Source organism: Streptomyces sp. NPDC043854 (assembly GCF_056436005.1).
On record NZ_JBWKDK010000029.1, the window covers coordinates 1 to 17,849 of the forward strand.

At 71.0% G+C, this 17,849-nt stretch carries 16 protein-coding genes; 5 read left to right on the forward strand and 11 right to left on the reverse strand.

All coding sequences use genetic code 11. The features are described 5' to 3' along the window. Positions 1–220, forward strand: a 220-nt coding sequence (locus tag AC068A_RS24385; protein WP_478588151.1) for a hypothetical protein, incomplete at its 5' end; no start/stop codon positions are given. Positions 221–428: 208 nt separating this feature from the next. On the opposite strand, the gene AC068A_RS24390 is transcribed toward AC068A_RS24385, so the two are convergent. The 3 genes from AC068A_RS24390 to thyX form a co-directional block, all read right to left on the reverse strand. Further along, entirely contained in the window at positions 429–2,114 is a 1,686-nt protein-coding gene (locus tag AC068A_RS24390; protein WP_478588152.1) for a ribonuclease J, read from the reverse strand. 123 nt (positions 2,115–2,237) lie between these two features. After that, complete coding sequence (gene dapA, locus AC068A_RS24395; protein WP_478588154.1) at positions 2,238–3,137, reverse strand: 4-hydroxy-tetrahydrodipicolinate synthase; 900 nt, start codon at positions 3,135–3,137, stop codon at positions 2,238–2,240. Between the two features lie 258 nt (positions 3,138–3,395). Beyond that, the gene (gene thyX / locus AC068A_RS24400) at positions 3,396–4,136 is read right to left on the reverse strand and encodes an FAD-dependent thymidylate synthase (RefSeq protein WP_478588156.1); all 741 of its coding nucleotides are present in this window, start codon (positions 4,134–4,136) and stop codon (positions 3,396–3,398) included. 235 nt (positions 4,137–4,371) lie between these two features. Between thyX and AC068A_RS24405 the strand changes: the two genes are divergently transcribed. Continuing rightward, on the forward strand, positions 4,372–4,638 hold the full coding sequence (locus AC068A_RS24405) for a hypothetical protein (protein WP_478588158.1): 267 nt from the start codon (positions 4,372–4,374) through the stop codon (positions 4,636–4,638). A 47-nt stretch (positions 4,639–4,685) separates the two neighbouring features. Continuing rightward, complete coding sequence (locus AC068A_RS24410) at positions 4,686–5,249, forward strand: hypothetical protein (protein ID WP_478588160.1); 564 nt, start codon at positions 4,686–4,688, stop codon at positions 5,247–5,249. 34 nt (positions 5,250–5,283) lie between these two features. Here AC068A_RS24410 and AC068A_RS24415 read toward each other — a convergent pair whose 3' ends face one another. The 6 genes from AC068A_RS24415 to eccD all read right to left on the reverse strand — a co-directional run bounded on the left by AC068A_RS24415 (position 5,284) and on the right by eccD (position 12,569). Next, positions 5,284–5,736 carry a hypothetical protein gene (locus tag AC068A_RS24415; RefSeq protein ID WP_478588162.1) on the reverse strand — a complete coding sequence of 151 codons (453 nt, stop codon included), beginning with the start codon at positions 5,734–5,736 and terminating at the stop codon, positions 5,284–5,286. Positions 5,737–5,756: 20 nt separating this feature from the next. Next, the gene (gene dapB, locus AC068A_RS24420) at positions 5,757–6,512 is read right to left on the reverse strand and encodes a 4-hydroxy-tetrahydrodipicolinate reductase (RefSeq protein ID WP_478588164.1); all 756 of its coding nucleotides are present in this window, start codon (positions 6,510–6,512) and stop codon (positions 5,757–5,759) included. 112 nt (positions 6,513–6,624) lie between these two features. After that, positions 6,625–8,004: a M16 family metallopeptidase gene (locus tag AC068A_RS24425; RefSeq protein WP_478588165.1), complete on the reverse strand. Its 1,380-nt coding sequence runs from the start codon at positions 8,002–8,004 to the stop codon at positions 6,625–6,627. Then, entirely contained in the window at positions 8,001–10,220 is a 2,220-nt protein-coding gene (locus AC068A_RS24430; protein WP_478588307.1) for a polyribonucleotide nucleotidyltransferase, read from the reverse strand. The genes AC068A_RS24425 and AC068A_RS24430 overlap by 4 nt, the downstream gene beginning before the upstream one ends. A 318-nt stretch (positions 10,221–10,538) precedes the next feature. Next, positions 10,539–10,826, reverse strand: a complete 288-nt coding sequence (gene rpsO, locus AC068A_RS24435; protein ID WP_360628148.1) for a 30S ribosomal protein S15 — start codon at positions 10,824–10,826, stop codon at positions 10,539–10,541. Positions 10,827–10,994: 168 nt separating this feature from the next. After that, entirely contained in the window at positions 10,995–12,569 is a 1,575-nt protein-coding gene (gene eccD, locus AC068A_RS24440) for a type VII secretion integral membrane protein EccD (RefSeq protein WP_478588168.1), read from the reverse strand. A gap of 138 nt (positions 12,570–12,707) precedes the next feature. Between eccD and eccCa the strand changes: the two genes are divergently transcribed. Together eccCa and AC068A_RS24450 are read left to right on the forward strand one after the other, a co-directional pair. Further along, complete coding sequence (gene eccCa / locus AC068A_RS24445; protein ID WP_478588169.1) at positions 12,708–16,673, forward strand: type VII secretion protein EccCa; 3,966 nt, start codon at positions 12,708–12,710, stop codon at positions 16,671–16,673. Between the two features lie 128 nt (positions 16,674–16,801). Next, positions 16,802–17,047 carry a DUF397 domain-containing protein gene (locus AC068A_RS24450; RefSeq protein WP_360628154.1) on the forward strand — a complete coding sequence of 82 codons (246 nt, stop codon included), beginning with the start codon at positions 16,802–16,804 and terminating at the stop codon, positions 17,045–17,047. A 95-nt stretch (positions 17,048–17,142) separates the two neighbouring features. Here AC068A_RS24450 and AC068A_RS24455 read toward each other — a convergent pair whose 3' ends face one another. Together AC068A_RS24455 and AC068A_RS24460 are read right to left on the reverse strand one after the other, a co-directional pair. Next, positions 17,143–17,451, reverse strand: coding sequence for a WXG100 family type VII secretion target (locus AC068A_RS24455; protein ID WP_478588172.1), 309 nt, complete (start codon positions 17,449–17,451; stop codon positions 17,143–17,145). Positions 17,452–17,501: 50 nt separating this feature from the next. After that, complete coding sequence (locus AC068A_RS24460) at positions 17,502–17,843, reverse strand: hypothetical protein (protein ID WP_478588173.1); 342 nt, start codon at positions 17,841–17,843, stop codon at positions 17,502–17,504. Between the last annotated feature and the right edge of the window lie 6 nt (positions 17,844–17,849).

Here is a 17,849-nt window from a genome sequence, read left to right on the forward strand (position 1 = left end):
TCTGGCGTTGATTTTTGGCACGCTGTTGAGTTCTCAAGGAACGGACGCTTCCTTCGTACTCACCCTCTCGGGCTTTCCTCCGGGCTTTCGTTCTTGCGTTTCCCACTCTATCAGAGTGTTTCGCGCTCCGCTTTCCGGGTTCTTCGCTTTCGCGTTTTCCCCTTCCGGCGATTCCAACCTTACCAGATCCTTTTCCGTGCCGTTTCCGGTCCGGATTTGAATTCGGTGGCCGTTGGAGGGCCTTTCCCTTTCGGGCGGATCAGACCTTATCAGGTATTCCTGGGTGCTGATTCCGACCCGCTCGCACGACGAGTCCGGACACAGGAATGTGCCCGGGCTTGTTACGAGGTGGAGCCGTAAACGTACTGGAGCGGGGCCCCCGATGCAAATCCGGTTGCCCCGCTCCGGTGACACGGCTACGTCGGGGCTCAGACCTCGACGACGACCGGGAGGATCATCGGACGGCGCCGGTAGCCGTCGGAGACCCACTTGCCCATGGTCCGGCGGATGAGCTGCTGGATCTGGTGCGGCTCCGCCACGCCGTCGGCGGCGGCGCGGGCGATGGCCTCCTCGATCTTCGGCAGGACCGCGGCGAACGCCGAGTCCTCGATGCCGGAGCCGCGGGCCTGGATGTTCGGGCCGCTCACGACCTTGCCCGTGGTGCTGTCCACCACGACGAAGACCGAGATGATGCCCTCCTCGCCGAGGATCCGGCGGTCCTTGAGGGAGGTCTCCGTGACGTCGCCGACCGACAGGCCGTCCACGTACACGTAGCCGGCCTGGACCTTGCCGGCGATGCGGGCCTTGCCGTCGATGAGGTCGACGACGACGCCGTCCTCGGCGATGACGATGCGGTCCTTCGGGACGCCCGTCATCGCGCCGAGCTCTGCGTTCGCCCGCAGGTGGCGCCACTCGCCGTGGACCGGCATCAGGTTCCGCGGCTTGCAGATGTTGTAGAAGTACAGCAGCTCGCCCGCGGACGCGTGGCCGGACACGTGCACCTTGGCGTTGCCCTTGTGCACGACGTTGGCGCCCCAGCGGGTCAGGCCGTTGATCACGCGGTAGACCGCGTTCTCGTTGCCCGGGATCAGCGACGACGCCAGGATCACGGTGTCGCCGGGGACGATCCGGATCTGGTGGTCGCGGTTGGCCATGCGGGACAGGGCCGCCATGGGCTCGCCCTGGGAGCCGGTGCAGACCAGCACGACCTCGTCGTCCGGCAGGTCGTCCAGGGTCTTCACGTCCACGACGAGGCCCGGCGGGACCCGCAGGTACCCCAGGTCACGGGCGATGCCCATGTTGCGGACCATCGAACGGCCCACGAAGGCCACCCGGCGCCCGTACTCGTGCGCCGCGTCCAGGATCTGCTGGATGCGGTGGACGTGGCTGGCGAAGCTCGCCACGATGATCCGCCGCTGCGCGCCGGCGAAGACGCCGCGGATCACGTTCGAGATGTCGCGCTCCGGCGGGACGAAGCCCGGGACCTCGGCGTTCGTCGAGTCCGACAGGAGGAGGTCGATGCCCTCCTCGCTCAGCCGCGCGAACGCGTGCAGGTCGGTGAGCCGGTTGTCCATCGGGAGCTGGTCCATCTTGAAGTCACCGGTGGCGACGACCAGGCCCGCGGGCGTGCGGATGGCAACCGCCAGCGCGTCCGGGATGGAGTGGTTGACCGCGATGAACTCGCAGTCGAAGACGCCCAGGGCCTCGCGGTCGCCCTCCTTCACCTCGAGGGTGTAGGGGCGGATGCGGTGCTCCTGGAGCTTCGCCTCGATGAGGGCCAGCGTCAGCTTCGAGCCGATCAGCGGGATGTCCGGCTTCTCCCGCAGGAGGTACGGGACGGCGCCGATGTGGTCCTCGTGGCCGTGCGTGAGGACGATGCCGTCGACGTCGTCGAGGCGGTCCCGGATGGACGTGAAGTCCGGCAGGATCAGGTCGATGCCCGGCTGCTCCTCCTCGGGGAACAGCACACCGCAGTCGACGATCAGCAGGCGGCCGTCGAACTCGAAGACGGTCATGTTGCGGCCGATCTCGCCCAGGCCGCCCAGCGGGGTGACCCGCAGGCCGCCCTTGGGAAGCTTCGGCGGCGGGCCCAGCTCAGGGTGCGGATGGCTCAAAAGTATCTCCTCACCACGCACGCCACGTACCTCGTAAGGCACGTGGCGCGCATGTCAGTCGTGCATTCGTGCACTTGCATGTGTCTGGTTCAGGTCTTGCCTATTCAGTTGTGAAGTCTGTTGTCAGAGCTGTACCCCGCCGGCAGCAAGATCGATCTTGAGCTGGGCGGTCTCCTCGGGGGTCAGCTCGACCAGCGGGAGCCGCAGCGGGCCCGCGGGCAGGCCCTGGAGGTTCAGGGCGCCCTTCGTGGTGATCACGCCCTGGGTGCGGAACATGCCGGTGAAGACCGGGAGCAGCTTCTGGTGGATCTCGGTGGCCTTCTGGACGTCGCCGCCGAGGTGGGCCTCGAGCATCGCGCGCAGCTCGGGGGCGACCACGTGGCCGACGACGGAGACGAAGCCGACGGCGCCGACGGACAGCAGCGGCAGGTTCAGCATGTCGTCGCCGGAGTACCAGGCCAGGCCGCTCCGGGCGATGGCCCAGCTGGCGCTGCCGAGGTCGCCCTTGGCGTCCTTGTTGGCCACGATGCGGGGGTGCTCGGCCAGGCGCACCAGGGTCTCGGTGCTGATCGGGACGCCGCTGCGGCCGGGGATGTCGTACAGCATCACCGGGAGCTCGGTGGCGTCGGCGATGGCCGTGAAGTGCCGGTGGAGGCCCTCCTGCGGCGGCTTGTTGTAGTAGGGGGTGACGGCCAGCAGGCCGTGGGCCCCGGCGCGCTCGGCCTGGCGGGCGAGCTCGAGGGTGTGGCGGGTGTCGTTGGTGCCGATGCCGGCGACGACGTGGGCGCGGTCGCCGACCGCATCCAGGACGGCTCGTACGAGGTCGTTTTTCTCCGCGTCGGTGGTGGTCGGGGACTCACCGGTGGTCCCGTTGACGATCAGACCGTCGTTGCCTGCGTCCACCAGGTGGACGGCGAGCCGCTGCGCGCCGTCGAGGTCGAGTGCGCCATCCGCCGTGAACGGCGTGATCATGGCGGTGAGGACCCGCCCGAAGGGGGTCTGCGGAGTCGAGATCGGAGCCATGGGTAACACGCTACTCGCTGCCACGCTCACGGTGACCCCTCGGGGGACGTCAACGCCAGGTGCGCCTTCCTCTGGCCGCCGGGAGGGGCCTTGGAGCCCGGCACTGCCTGCTCGGGGGTTCAGGCAGTGCCGAGTCCGTTTGATCAGCCTAGATGAACTTCACGAAACGCCGCAATACGGACACTTCAGACTTGATTCCGTACATCCGTACGGATCGGGTGAATGTCCGTTCGCCGGGCCTTGCGCGGCCTTCGCCGCTTACGGGGCGATGCGGCCGTTCGCGTTGAAGGCGGCGTACGTGAGCGGCATCAGCTTGGCCCAGTGCTGCTCCATCTTCTCGCCGACCATCTCGATCTCCCGCTGCGGGAAGGACGGCACCTTCGCGAGCTCGTGCTGGGTGCGCAGGCCCAGGAAGTGCATCAGCGAGCGCGCGTTGCAGGTGGCGTACATCGAGGAGAACAGGCCGACCGGCAGGACGGAGCGGGCTACCTCGCGGGCCACGCCCGCCGCCAGCATCTCCTGGTAGGCCTCGTAGGCCTGGCGGTACGTGTCCTCCATGATCCGGCCGGTGAGCTCCAGCTGGGCCTCGGTGCCCTCGACGAAGACGTACTTGCCCGGGCGGCCCTCCTGGACCAGCTTGCGCTCCGCGTCCGGGACGTAGAACACCGGCTCGAGCTCCCTGTAGCGGCCCGACTCCTCGTTGTACGACCAGCCGACCCGGTGCCGCATGAACTCGCGGAACACGAAGATCGGGGCGCTGATGAAGAAGGTCATCGAGTTGTGCTCGAAGGGGCTGCCGTGGCGGTCCCGCATCAGGTAGTTGATGAGGCCCTTGGAGCGCTCCGGGTCCTTCTGGAGCTCCTCGAGCGACATCTCGCCGGCCGTCGAGACCCGGGCGGCCCACAGCACGTCCGGGTCGGCGGCGGTGTGCTTGACCAGTTCCACCGTCACATCACTGCGGAAAATGGGTTTCAGGGCTGAGGCGGCGGTCTCGCTCACCGGGGATCCTTCCGGACGACCTACAGGGGGCGCGCCCACTCTACGGCGCCCCTTGCGGCAGACCGCGCACGCGCCCCTCGGCGGCCGGTCGTCCGCACGGCTGACGGACCGCCATGAGATCTTCCCCGTTGTCCCGAATTCCGGCACCAATGGGGCGGTTCGCACGTCCTTACCGGTGGCACCCCGTCTCCACCCGACGCCCCACCGGGGCCCCGACCGTGAGGAGAGTCGCCCCATGCCCCTCCCCCAGCCCCCGCCGGGCGGTACCCCCCGGCGCGAGCCCGTCCCGTTCGCCTTCGTCGCCGAGGCCGACCGCTTCCGCAGCGATGTCGCCCCGCCGCGGCGCGAGCGCCTGAGCACGACGCAGATGGCCGCACGTAGTCTGGTCGGCCTGACCGTGGCGGCGGGGCTCGTCGGTTCCCTGCTCTTCGGCGTTCCCGCACTGCAGCCCCGCCAGGCACCCGCCACGTCGCAGCAGTCGGAGGCCTCGGAGGGGCGGTAGCCTCACGGACAAGCCCAACCGAACGTGCATGTGAGTGAGGTCCAGCCGTGCCCCTGCCCTTCCTGACGGCCGACGGCGCGTTCGACGCGCAAGAGGAAGACGTCCCCCTCGCCCACGACGACCACGACCGCTGGCGCCGGCCCTACCGGCCGGGGCCCTGGCGGGTGGCCGGCTCCGCGCTGCTGCTCCTGCTCGCGGCGTTCATGCTGCTCGCCACGATGATCATCGCCTTCGCGGGCGCGCTGGCCGGGGCGGGCGTCTGCCTCGTGGCCGCGCTCAGCGTCGTCGGGACCGCGGTGCGGATGCTGATGACGGGCGTGTGGGTGAGCCGTTCGGGGCTGCGCCGGGTCGGGTTCTTCAGCGCCCGCTCGATCGCCTGGAGCGAGATCGGGGAGATCCGCACGGTGCAACAGCCCGTGCGCTGGCTCGGGCTGCCGCGGACGGTGCAGGGCCAGGCCCTCACCGCGGCCCGCCGGGACGGCGCCGAGCTCCCGGTGCTGCTGACCGACCACAATGCCGACTTCCTGTCCCGGACCGAGGCCTTCGACCGGGCGGCCGACACGGTCGGGGCCTGGGCCGACGAGTACCGGACGGTGCGCGCCGCCGCCTGAGGCGCGCGGCGCGCACGAGGAGCCCGTACGGGGATCAGGCCTGTACGGGCTTCTTGTCGTGCAGGGCGATGGCCCGCTGCATGGCCTTGCGCGCCCGCGGGGTGTCGCGGGCGTCGTGGTAGGCGACGGCGAGGCGGAACCAGCTGCGCCAGTCCCCCGGCGCGTCCTCCGTCTCGGCCTTGCGGCGCGCGAAGACCGCATCGGCGGAGTCCCGCAGGATCCGCCCGTACGGGTCCCGCTCCAGCTCGTCGACGGGCAGCCCGCCCTCCGCGTCCAGCTCGGCGGCGAGCTGGTTGGCCCGCGTGACGAACCGGGTGTTCTTCCACAGGAACCAGACGCCGATGACCGGCAGGATCAGCACGGCCGTGCCGAGGGCGACCGTCAGCCAGGTGCCCTGCCCGATCAGCATCAGGCCCCGGCTGCCGACCAGGACGAAGTAGACGACCAGGACGGCGGCCGTGATGAAGTAGGTGATCTTCGCGCGCATGGGGTGTTGCCGCCTGCTCGTCAGCCGAGGTCGAGGAAGTGTTCCAGGCCGAAGGTGAGGCCCGGGGTCTCCACCACGCGCCGCACGCCGAGCAGGATGCCCGGCATGAAGCTGCTGTGGTGCAGTGAGTCGTGACGGATGGTCAGGGTCTCGCCCTCACCGCCGAGCAGCACCTCCTGGTGGGCCAGCAGGCCGCGCAGGCGGATCGCGTGCACCGGGACGCCGTCGACGTCCGCGCCGCGGGCGCCGTCCAGGGCGGTGGCGGTGGCGTCGGGCTGTGGGGCGCAGCCGGCCTCGGCGCGGGCGGCCGCGATGAGCTGGGCGGTGCGGGTGGCCGTGCCGGAGGGGGCGTCCACCTTGTTCGGGTGGTGCAGCTCCACGACCTCGACGGACTCGAAGTAGCGGGCGGCCTGTGCGGCGAACTTCATGGTGAGGACGGCGCCGATGGAGAAGTTCGGGGCGATCAGCACACCGGTCTCGGGGGACTGGGCGAGCCAGCCCCGCAGCTGGCCGAGGCGGTCCTCCGTCCAGCCGGTGGTGCCGACGACGGCGTGGATGCCGTGGCGGATGCAGAAGTCGAGGTTGCCCATGACGGACGCGGGGGTGGTCAGCTCGACGGCGACCTGGGCGCCGGTCTCGGCCAGCGTCTCCAGCTTGTCCCCGCGGGTGAGCGCGGCGACCAGCTCCATGTCCTCGGCGGCCTCGACGGCCCGGACGGCTTCGGATCCGATGCGCCCCTGGGCGCCGAGTACCGCGACCCGCAGCTTGCTGCTCATGCGTACTTCCTTCGCTTCCACTGGTCGTGGCGGCCAGGCCGCCGGGGGTGCGGGCGGGGCGGCGGCCGGCCGTCCCCGAAGGGGGCCGGCCGCCGCCCGTGCCGCGCATGGCTCAGGCCACCGCCTCGTCGAGGCGGGCGGCCTGCTTCTCCTTCAGCGGGCCCATCACCGCGAGCGACGGCCGCTGGGCCAGTACATCCTGTGCGACCGAGCGGACGTCGTCCGGGGTCACGGCGGCGATCTCGGCCAGCATGTCGTCGACCGACATCTGGTCGCCCCAGCACAGCTCGCTCTTGCCGATCCGGTTCATGATCGCGCCGGTGTCCTCCAGGCCGAGGACGGTGGAGCCGGACAGCTGGCCGATGGCCCGCTTGATCTCCTCGTCCGTGAGGCCCTCCGCGACGACCTTCTCGAGCTCGCCGCGGCAGATCCGGAGCACGTCGTGGACCTGGCTGGGGCGGCAGCCCGCGTACACGCCGAACAGTCCGGTGTCGGCGAAGCCCGAGGTGTACGAGTACACGCTGTAGGCCAGGCCGCGCTTCTCCCGGACCTCCTGGAAGAGCCGGGAGGACATGCCGCCGCCGAGGGCGGTGTTCAGCACGCCCAGGGCCCAGCGGCGGTCGTCTGTGCGGGCGAGGCCCGGCATGCCGAGGACGACGTGGGCCTGCTCGGTCTTGCGGCTGACCAGGTCGACGCGGCCGGAGGTGCGGATCCGCTTGGTGCCGCCGCGCGGGCCGATCGGCTGGGCGTCGGTGCGCCCGAGGGCGCCGGCCTTCTCGAAGGCCGCGCGGACCTGGCGTACGACCTTGGCGTGGTCGATGTTGCCGGCGGCGGCCACCACCAGGTGGGTGGGGTCGTAGTGCTTCCGGTAGAAGCGGTGGATCCGGTCGGCGCCGAGGGCGTTGATCGTGTCGACGGTGCCGAGGACGGGACGGCCCAGCGGGGAGTCGCCGAACATGGTGTGCGCGAACAGGTCGTGCACGCAGTCGCCGGGGTCGTCCTCGGTCATCGCGATCTCTTCGAGGATGACGCCGCGCTCGGCGTCGACGTCCTCCTCGCGGATCAGCGAGCCGGTGAGCATGTCGCAGACGACGTCGATCGCCAGCGGAAGGTCGGTGTCGAGCACCCGCGCGTAGTAGCAGGTGTACTCCTTCGCCGTGAAGGCGTTCATCTCGCCGCCGACCGCGTCGATCGCGGAGGAGATGTCGAGGGCGCTGCGCCTGCCGGTGCCCTTGAAGAGGAGGTGCTCGAGGTAGTGCGTGGCGCCGTTGAGCGAGGGGGTCTCGTCGCGGGAGCCGACGTGCGCCCAGATGCCGAAGGTGGCGGAGCGGACGGAGGGCAGCGTCTCGGTGACGATGCGCAGTCCGCCGGGCAGGACGGTGCGCCGGACGGTGCCGATGCCGTTCTCGCCCTTGAGGAGGGTTTGGGTACGGGCGACGGCCCGCCCCTCCGAAGAGGGGCGGGCCGTCACACGGGAACTACGCGACGTCACTTGTCGGAGTCGTCCTTGTCGGCGTCGGCGGCGTCTTCGCCCTCGATCACGGGGATCAGGGAGAGCTTGCCGCGCTGGTCGATCTCGGCGATCTCGACCTGGACCTTGGCGCCGACCGCGAGCACGTCCTCGACGTTCTCCACGCGCTTGCCGCCGGCGAGCTTGCGGATCTGGGAGATGTGCAGCAGGCCGTCCTTGCCCGGGAGCAGGGAGACGAAGGCACCGAAGGTGGTGGTCTTGACGACCGTGCCCAGGTAGCGCTCGCCGACCTCCGGCATGGTCGGGTTGGCGATCGAGTTGATCGTGGCGCGGGCGGCCTCGGCGGCCGGGCCGTCGGCGGCACCGATGTAGATGGTGCCGTCGTCCTCGATCGTGATCTCGGCGCCGGTGTCCTCCTGGATCTGGTTGATCATCTTGCCCTTGGGGCCGATGACCTCGCCGATCTTGTCCACAGGGATCTTGACGGTGATGATCCGCGGGGCGTTCGGGGACATCTCGTCCGGCGTGTCGATCGCTTCCATCATCACGTCGAGGATGTGGAGGCGGGCGTCGCGGGCCTGCTTGAGGGCCGCGGCCAGGACGGAGGCCGGGATGCCGTCCAGCTTGGTGTCGAGCTGGAGGGCGGTGACGAACTCCTTGGTGCCGGCGACCTTGAAGTCCATGTCGCCGAAGGCGTCCTCCGCACCGAGGATGTCGGTGAGGGCGACGTAGTGGGTCTTGCCGTCGATCTCCTGGGAGATCAGGCCCATGGCGATGCCGGCGACGGGGGCCTTGAGCGGCACACCGGCGTTCAGCAGCGACATGGTGGACGCGCAGACGGAGCCCATGGACGTCGAGCCGTTGGAGCCGAGGGCCTCGGACACCTGGCGGATCGCGTACGGGAACTCCTCGCGGCTCGGCAGAACCGGGATGAGGGCGCGCTCGGCGAGGGCGCCGTGGCCGATCTCGCGGCGCTTGGGGGAGCCGACGCGGCCGGTCTCGCCGGTGGAGTACGGCGGGAAGTTGTAGTTGTGCATGTAGCGCTTGCGGGTCACCGGGGAGAGGGTGTCCAGCTGCTGCTCCATGCGGAGCATGTTGAGGGTGGTGACACCCAGGATCTGGGTCTCGCCGCGCTCGAACAGGGCGGAGCCGTGGACCCGCGGGATGGCCTCGACCTCGGCGGCCAGGGTGCGGATGTCGGTGACGCCGCGGCCGTCGATGCGGACCTTGTCCTTGATGACGCGCTCGCGGACCAGGGCCTTGGTCAGGCTGCGGTAGGCGGCGGAGATCTCCTTCTCGCGGCCTTCGAAGGCCGGGAGGAGCTTCTCGGCGGCGAGCTCCTTGACGCGGTCGAGCTCGACCTCGCGCTCCTGCTTGCCGGCGATGGTCAGGGCCTGGGCCAGCTCGCCGCGGACGGCCTGGTCCAGGGCGGCGAAGACGTCGTCCTCGTAGTCGAGGAAGATCGGGAACTCGCCCTCGGGCTTGGCAGCCTTGGCGGCCAGGTCCGACTGGGCCTTGCACAGGACCTTGATGAACGGCTTCGCGGCGTCGAGACCGGCGGCGACGACCTCCTCGGTCGGCGCCTCGGCGCCGCCCTTGACGAGGGTGATGGTCTGCTCGGTGGCCTCGGCCTCGACCATCATGATCGCGACGTCGCCGTCCTCCAGGACACGGCCGGCGACGACCATGTCGAAGACGGCGTCCTCGAGCTCGGAGTGGGTCGGGAAGGCGACCCACTGGCCCTTGATCAGCGCGACGCGGACGCCGCCGATCGGGCCGGAGAAGGGCAGGCCGGCGAGCTGGGTGGACGCGGACGCGGCGTTGATCGCGATGACGTCGTACAGGTGGTCCGGGTTCAGCGCCATGATGGTGGCGACGACCTGGATCTCGTTGCGCAGGCCCTTCTTGAAGGACGGGCGCAGCGGGCGGTCGATCAGGCGGCAGGTGAGGATCGCGTCCTCGGAGGGCCGGCCCTCGCGGCGGAAGAACGAGCCGGGGATCTTGCCGGCCGCGTACTGCCGCTCTTCGACGTCGACCGTCAGGGGGAAGAAGTCGAGCTGGTCCTTGGGCTTCTTCGACGCGGTGGTGGCGGAGAGCACCATCGTGTCGTCGTCCAGGTAGGCGACGGCGGAGCCGGCGGCCTGGCGGGCCAGACGGCCCGTCTCGAAGCGAATCGTACGGGTGCCGAAGGAACCGTTGTCAATGACGGCCTCGGCGTAGTGGGTCTCGTTCTCCACTAGCGTTTTCTCCATTTTCGTCGTCTCCGTCCGCGGCCCGTGTGGCGGCGGACGGCCGGAGAAGCGCTCCTTGCGTGCGGGCCGGTCTTCGATCGAAGTACCCGGTTCGGCGCCCGTGGGGCATTTCCGGGTACCACTACCGAGGACCGGCGGCGTAGGAGGGCGCTCCTCCCTACTTCAGTTGTGCACCGCAGTGCGACGCGCACGTGCGTCCAGATTACAAAGCGTCGGGTACGTCCCGCACGCAGAGCGGGCGTACGGCACGTACAGCAAAGGGAGCGGTCCCCTCATCGTGGGAACCGCTCCCTTCTCAGCGTCTTACTTGGCGCCGGCCGCACCGCGGCGGATGCCGAGGCGGTCGACCAGCGTACGGAAGCGCTGGATGTCCTTCTTGGCCAGGTACTGCAGCAGGCGGCGGCGCTGGCCGACGAGGATCAGCAGACCACGGCGGGAGTGGTGGTCGTGCTTGTGGGCCTTCAGGTGCTCGGTCAGGTCCGAGATGCGGCGGGAGAGCATGGCGACCTGGACCTCGGGGGAGCCGGTGTCGCCCTCCTTGGTGCCGAACTCGGCAATGATCTGCTTCTTCGTGGCGGTGTCGAGCGACACGTTTACTCCTCTTGGGTGTTTCGTGGCCACCGAGTGCCCCAGGTCGTCGTCTCTGGGTATCTTCCGTGACTCGGGTGGCGGGTCCGTCGGGCGCAGTCCCCGAAAGGCTCCGGGGCGGCGTACACAAACGGCCGTCGCACAGCGTACCAGGCCGCCGTGCGGCGTGTCTCAGCTGGTGAGCGAGCGGGCCCGGGAGTACACGTCGAGGACGGCCAGGGCCAGCGGGACGAGGCTGAGCAGGACGGCCGCCTCGGTGAGGTCGAGGAGCCGCCCCCAGAAGGGTGACAGACCCTTGCGGGGTATGACCAGCGCAATTCCGGCGAGGAGGGCGGCGCCGGCGGCGACCGCGGCGGACAGCCAGATCGTCCGGAGGTCCAGGCCGCCGCGGTCGTGGTAGCGGGTGAGCTCCACGAGCAGGTCGGCGGGCGGGTGCAGGGCCAGGCCCAGGATCAGCAGGGCGACGGCGGCCAGTCCGGCGGCCAGGGCGGAGACGACCTGGGAGGTGTAGCGGAAGAGCCGGGCGCGCAGCAGCATGGCCAGCCCGGCGGCCAGGGCCAGGAGCCGGCCCCAGGTGTTGTCGGAGAAGCCGAGGACGGCGGCGGAGCCGACGACGACCGCGGCACAGCCGGCGACCAGGCCGAGCAGCATCTCGTGGCCGCGGCGGGCCTGGGCGGCGATGGCGTCGGCGTCGAGCGGGGTGCCGGGCTCCCCCTGGTCGGGGCCGGCGGCGGGATCACCGTACGGCTCGGTCTCGTAGCGGTCCGGAGTCTCGTAGACCTCGACGGCGCTCTGCGGGGCGGCGTAGCCGATGGGCAGCCGGGCGAAGCGGGCGGAGAGGCCGGGCAGGAAGGCGACGAGGCCGATGGCGACGGGGGCGCAGCCGGCGGCGGTGGCCGTGGCGGAGGCCTCGGTGACGATGGCGAGGAAGGTGGCCAGGGTGCCGGTGGCGGCGACGAAGGTGGCGGCGACGAAGGGGGCGTCGCCGTTCGGGGTGAGCGCGACCAGGGCGACGGAGGCGACCAGGACGCAGGCGCAGCCGAGCAGGAACTGGAGCCGGCCGGGTCCCTGGCCGGCGGCGGGGGCGATGCTGCCGGAGCCGGCGATCAGCAGCTGCGGCAGGGCGCCGAGGCCGAGGGCGACGGCGGAACCGCGGTCGTGGTAGACGCGGGCGCGGACGCCCGCGGCGGCGGTCAGCAGGAGGCCGAAGGCTCCGGCGATGATGCCGGGCAGGCCGTGCATGTCGTGCCGGACGGGGTCGGCGTACCAGAGGACGAAGCCGAGCAGGACGAGGAGGACGGCGGCGCCGGCCAGGCCCGCGCCGCGCAGCATGTCGTCGCTCCACAGGTGGCGGTCGCGGACGACGGCGGAGGCGACGGCGTCGGAGACGTCGTCGAAGACGGCGGGCGGCAGCGACTCGGCGAACGGGCGGAGGCTGAGCACCTCGCCGTCGAGGACCTGCTGGGCGGCGAGGGTGCGCGCGCCGTCGAGGACAGTGCCGTCGCGGCGGACGAGGTGGTAGCCGGTGGGCGTGCCGACGGGCTGGGTCTGGCCGGTGAGGCGCAGCAGTTCGGGGTAGACGTCGGCGACGGCGATGTCCTCGGGGAGGGCGACGTCGATGCGGCTGTCGGGAGCCACGACGGTGACTCTGCAGAAGCCCGTCGCTGCGGCCGTACTCACCTGTGGGACCCCCTGGTTGGCGGAGCGGGTGCGCCCCGCGGTCGTCTCGGATTCGCGGATGCGCATACTGCGCGGGTCACCCTACCGGGAGTATGCATGACAGTCGGCAAGTAGGATCACCGTCGCGCGGGGAGAGCCCCTTCGCGCCCGGGACTTGGGGCGCCGCAGCAGCGTCCGGTCCGTTTTCGAGGGATTGATGCTCCGGTGAGTCAGATCGTCGTCAAACGCCCGCCGCGGTCCCTGCCGCCCGAAGTCCCCTCGGACGAGCTGAGGCTCGAGGCTCCGCCGGAGCTCCCCCGGGGGCAGCAGGAGGGCATGCTGATGCAACTCCTGCCGATGCTGGGCATGGGGTCTTCGGTCGTCTTCTTCTTCATGCCGGGCGCGGCGCCGTTCATGCGCATCATGGGCGTGCTGATGCTGGTGTCGACGGTGGCCATGATCATCGCGCAGTTGGTCCGCCACCGGCGCGGTACGCAGGGGCAAATGGCCGATGTGCGCCGGGACTACCTGAAATACCTCGCGCAGACGCGCCGTCAGGTGCGCCGGACCGCGCGGGCGCAGCGCGATGCGCAGCTGTACCTGCACCCGGCTCCCGAGCAGTTGTGGTCGGTGGTGGCCGAGGGCTCGCGGCTGTGGGAACGGCGCGTGGGCGACGCCGACTTCGGGCAGGCCCGGCTGGGGCTGGGCGTGCAGCGGCTGGCGACGCCGCTGGTGGCGCCGGACACGGCGCCGGTGGACGAGCTGGAGCCGCTGACTGCGGGCGCGATGCAGCGGTTCCTGAAGGTGCACTCCTCGCTGGACGGGCTGCCGGTGGCGGTGTCGCTGCGGGCGTTCTACCACGTGACGGTGTCCGGGGAGCCGGAGTCGGCGCGCGGTGCGGCCCGGGCGATGGTGGCGCAGCTGGCGACGCTGCACTCCCCCGACGACATGGTGCTGGCCGTGGTGGCTGCGCCGGGTGCGGTGGAGGCGTGGGACTGGGTGAAGTGGCTGCCGCACACCCAGGTGCCGGGGCAGGTCGACGGGGCGGGCAGCAAGCGGCTGTTCGGCGACGACCTCACCGAGGTGGAGGCGCTGCTGGCGCCCCGGCTCGAGGGGCGGCCGCGGTTCAGCCGGGACACGTCCCCGGTGCTGGACCAGCCGCACCTGGTCATCGTGCTGGACGCCAACTCCCGCGGCGGGCTGGTGCCGGCCGAGTCGGCGTTCGCGGCGCCCGAGGGCCTGCAGGGCGTGACGATCGTGGAGGTGATCGCGGGCGAGCTGGACGAGCCGCGCGGCGGGCTGTCGGTCGTGGCGCGGCCGGGGAAGCTGCGGCTGGAGTCGGGCGGCGGGGTCGCCTACGAGGGCCTGCCGGACGGCCTGTCGCTGCCGGCGGCGGAGGCGCTGGCGCGGCAGCTGGCGCCGCTGCGCACGGGCGGCGGTGACGACGACGAGCCGCTGCTGGCCAATCTGGACTTCACGGACCTGCTGAACCTGGGCGACGCGGCGTCGATCGACGTGGCCCGGACCTGGCGGCCGCGGTCGGCCGGTGAGCGGCTGCGCGTGCCGATCGGTGTCGGCGAGGACGGCGCCCCGGTGATGCTGGACCTGAAGGAGGCCGCGCAGGAGGGCATGGGCCCGCACGGGCTGTGCGTGGGCGCGACGGGTTCGGGCAAGTCGGAGCTGCTGCGCACGCTGGTGCTGGGCCTGGCGGTCACGCACACCTCGGAGACGCTGAACTTCGTCCTCGCGGACTTCAAGGGCGGTGCCACGTTCACCGGGATGGGGCAGATGCCGCACGTCGCGGCGGTCATCACCAACCTGGCGGACGACCTGACGCTCGTGGACCGCATGGGCGACTCGATCCGCGGCGAGCTCCAGCGCCGTCAGGAGCTGCTGCGCGCGGCGGGCAACTACGCGAACATCCACGACTACGAGAAGGCGCGCGCGGCGGGCGCCCCGCTGGAGCCGCTGGCCTCGCTGGTCCTGGTCATCGACGAGTTCAGCGAGCTGCTGACCGCGAAGCCCGACTTCATCGACATGTTCATCCAGATCGGCCGCATCGGCCGCTCGCTGGGCGTGCACCTGCTGCTGGCCTCGCAGCGCCTGGAGGAGGGCAAGCTGCGCGGCCTGGACACGTACCTGTCGTACCGGATCGGTCTGCGGACCTTCTCGGCGGCGGAGTCGCGCACGGCGATCGGTGTGCCGGACGCGTACCACCTGCCGTCGGTGCCGGGTTCGGGCTACCTGAAGTTCGGTACGGACGAGATGGTCCGCTTCAAGGCGGCGTACGTGTCGGGCACGTACCGCTCGGGCGGGCGGGAGCTGTCGGTGGGCCGGTTCCCGGTGGAGCGGCGTCCCGCGCTGTTCACGGCGGCGCCGGTCCCGGTGGTGTACGCGGCTCCGGACCCGGCGTACCTGGCGGCGCAGGCCGAGCAGGAGGACGACGCGCTCGCGGACACGGTGCTGGACGTGATCGTGTCCCGGCTGGAGGGGCAGGGGGTGCCGGCGCACCAGGTGTGGCTGCCGCCGCTGGACCGGGCTCCGGCGCTGGACCAGCTGCTGCCGGCGCTGGCGGCCTCGGCGGAGCGCGGGCTGCACGCGGAGGGGTACACGCGGCCGGGCGGGCTGGTGGTGCCGCTCGGGCTCATCGACAAGCCGTTCGAGCAGCGGCGCGAGGTGCTGTACCGGGACTTCTCGGGTGCGGCGGGCCACATGATGGTGGTCGGCGGTCCGCAGTCGGGCAAGTCGACGCTGATGCGCACGCTGATCTCCGCGTTCGCGCTGACGCACACGCCGCGCGAGGTGCAGTTCTACGGGCTGGACTTCGGCGGTGGCGGTATGTCGGCGGTGGCGGAGCTGCCGCACGTCGGCGGGATCGCCTCGCGCCTGGACCCGGAGCGGGTGCGGCGCACGGTCGCCGAGGTGGGCGGCATCCTGAACCGCCGCGAGGAGTTCTTCCGGGCCCACGGGATCGACTCGATCGGCACCTACCGGCGCAAGCGGGCGGCGGGCGAGCTGCCCGGCGAGGCGTGGGGCGACGTTTTCCTGGTCATCGACGGCTGGGGCGGCTTCCGGAGCGAGTACGACGTCCTGGAGCAGGTGGTCACGGACATCGCGTCGCGCGGTCTGGGCTACGGCATCCACGTGGTGATCACGGCGGCGCGCTACATGGAGGTGCGGGCCGCGCTGAAGGACCAGATGCTGGGCCGGCTGGAGCTGCGGCTCGGCGACGTCATGGACTCGGAGTTCGACCGCAAGGTCGCGGCGAACGTCCCGCCGGGGATGCCGGGGCGCGGGCAGGTGCCGGAGAAGCTGCACTTCCTGGGGGCGCTGCCGCGGATCGACGGCTCGCACGACGTGGCGGAGCTGTCGGACGCGACGGCCGCGTTCGTGTCGGCGGTGAAGCAGAACTGGTCGGGGCCGGCGGCTCCGGGCGTGCGGCTGCTGCCGCGGCTGCTGCACGCGGACCAGCTGCCGGGCGGCGGGGCGTTCCCCGAGCGCGGCATCGCGATCGGCATCGACGAGACGAACCTGGAGCCGGTGTTCGTCGACTTCGAGACGGACCCCTTCCTCCTCGTCTTCGGCGAGAGCGAGTCGGGCAAGACGAACCTGCTGCGGCTCATCGCGCAGCAGATCGCGCAGCGGTACACCCCGGGCCAGGCCCGGCTGGTCGTCGGCGACTACCGGCGCAGCCTGCTGGGGGAGCTGCCGGAGGAGCACCTGCTGGAGTACGCGCCGATGGCGAGCTCCCTGCAGATGCACATGGAGGCGCTGGGCGGCGTGTTCGCCCGGCGGCAGCCGCCGGACGACGTCACCCCGCAGCAGTTGCGGGACCGCAGCTGGTGGACGGGTCCGGACGTGTTCATCATCATCGACGACTTCGACCTGGTGGCGACGAGCCAGGGCAATCCGCTGGCGCCGCTGGTGGAGTACCTGCCGTTCGCCCGGGACACGGGTGTCCGGTTCATCATCGCGCGCAACTCCGCGGGCGCCTCGCGGTCGCTGTACGAGCCGTTCATGCAGCGCATCAAGGAGCTGGGCGCGCAGGGCGTGGTGCTGTCGGGCGATCCGTCCGAGGGCGACCTGATCGGCACCGTGCGCCCGCGGCCGATGCCGCCGGGCCGGGCGTACTTCTCCTCGCGCCGGCGGGGGACGTCGCTGGTCCAGCTGGGCCGTATGCCGGGGGCCTGAGCCCCGGCCGGGGCCGCCCGGGCCCGGTCTTCCGGGGGAGCGGAGGGTGATCAACCGGAAACGCTCCCCCGGTGCGGTCCCGAGCCCTGATAATCGGCAGCGTAGGACCGCCGAAGGAGAGGCCGCACATGGGCACCCAGCAGGAGAAGGACGAGCTGTACGCGCTCGACATCAGCGGCGTGGAGTGGGAGGGCCCGCCCGGGACCACCCCGGACGAGGAGCGGGTCGAGATCGCCCGCCTGCCCGAGGGTGCGGTGGCGATGCGGTCTTCCCTGGACCGGGACACGGTGCTGCGCTACACGGCGGCCGAGTGGGAGGCGTTCGTACTCGGCGCCCGGGACGGGGAGTTCGACCTCGACCGCGGCCCGCACTGAGAACCGGGACCGGTACGGCCCGGTACGCACGGAAGGGGCGCGCCCGCAGTGGGCGCGCCCCTTCCGTGCGTACCGGGCCGTATGGCTCGGGCGGCTCAGTAGGCCTCGGTGAACAGGCGGGAGGCCTTCACGTCGGTGGCGCGGTAGTCGCCCTTGCCGCGCTCGATCAGCTGGGCGACCTTCTCCAGCTGGTCCTTCATGTGCTCGGCCTTGCCCTTGTACTTGCCCTGGAGCGTGACGTACTCCTTGTGCGCCTCACCGTCCCAGGTATCGGTGACGACCTTCAGGGCCTGCTCCATCTCCTGCAGGTCGTCGATGATGTTCTTGGAGACGACGCGAATGCGGTTCGCCATCTCCTGGACGCTCTCGTACCGTACCCGGGTCGCCCCGTCGTTGGCCGCCATGGTCTTCTCCTTCGCGCTGGGCTTGAGCTGGGTGGGAAACGGCGCGTCGGTCAGACGCCGTTGAGGCCCGAGGTGTTCTGGTTGCCGGAGGCCGCCTGGATGGTCTTGAACGCGGCACGCACGTCGTCGTCCTGGGCGTTGCTCAGGTTCTTGGTCTGGGCGACCGCGTTGTGCAGGACACCGAGCAGGCGGCGGATCTCGTCGTGGTCCTCGTTGACGACGCTCTGGGCGGAGACGAAGCCGGAGGCGCCCACACCGGTCCAGCCGGCGCTCACCGTGGCGAGGATGTCGGCCAGCTCACGGGCCTGCCTGGTGACGGCGTTGGCCGTCGTCTCGATCTTGTTCTTGGCCTGGACGACCGGATCGTCCGCAAGTCCGAAATTGTTGCTCATCCGAAG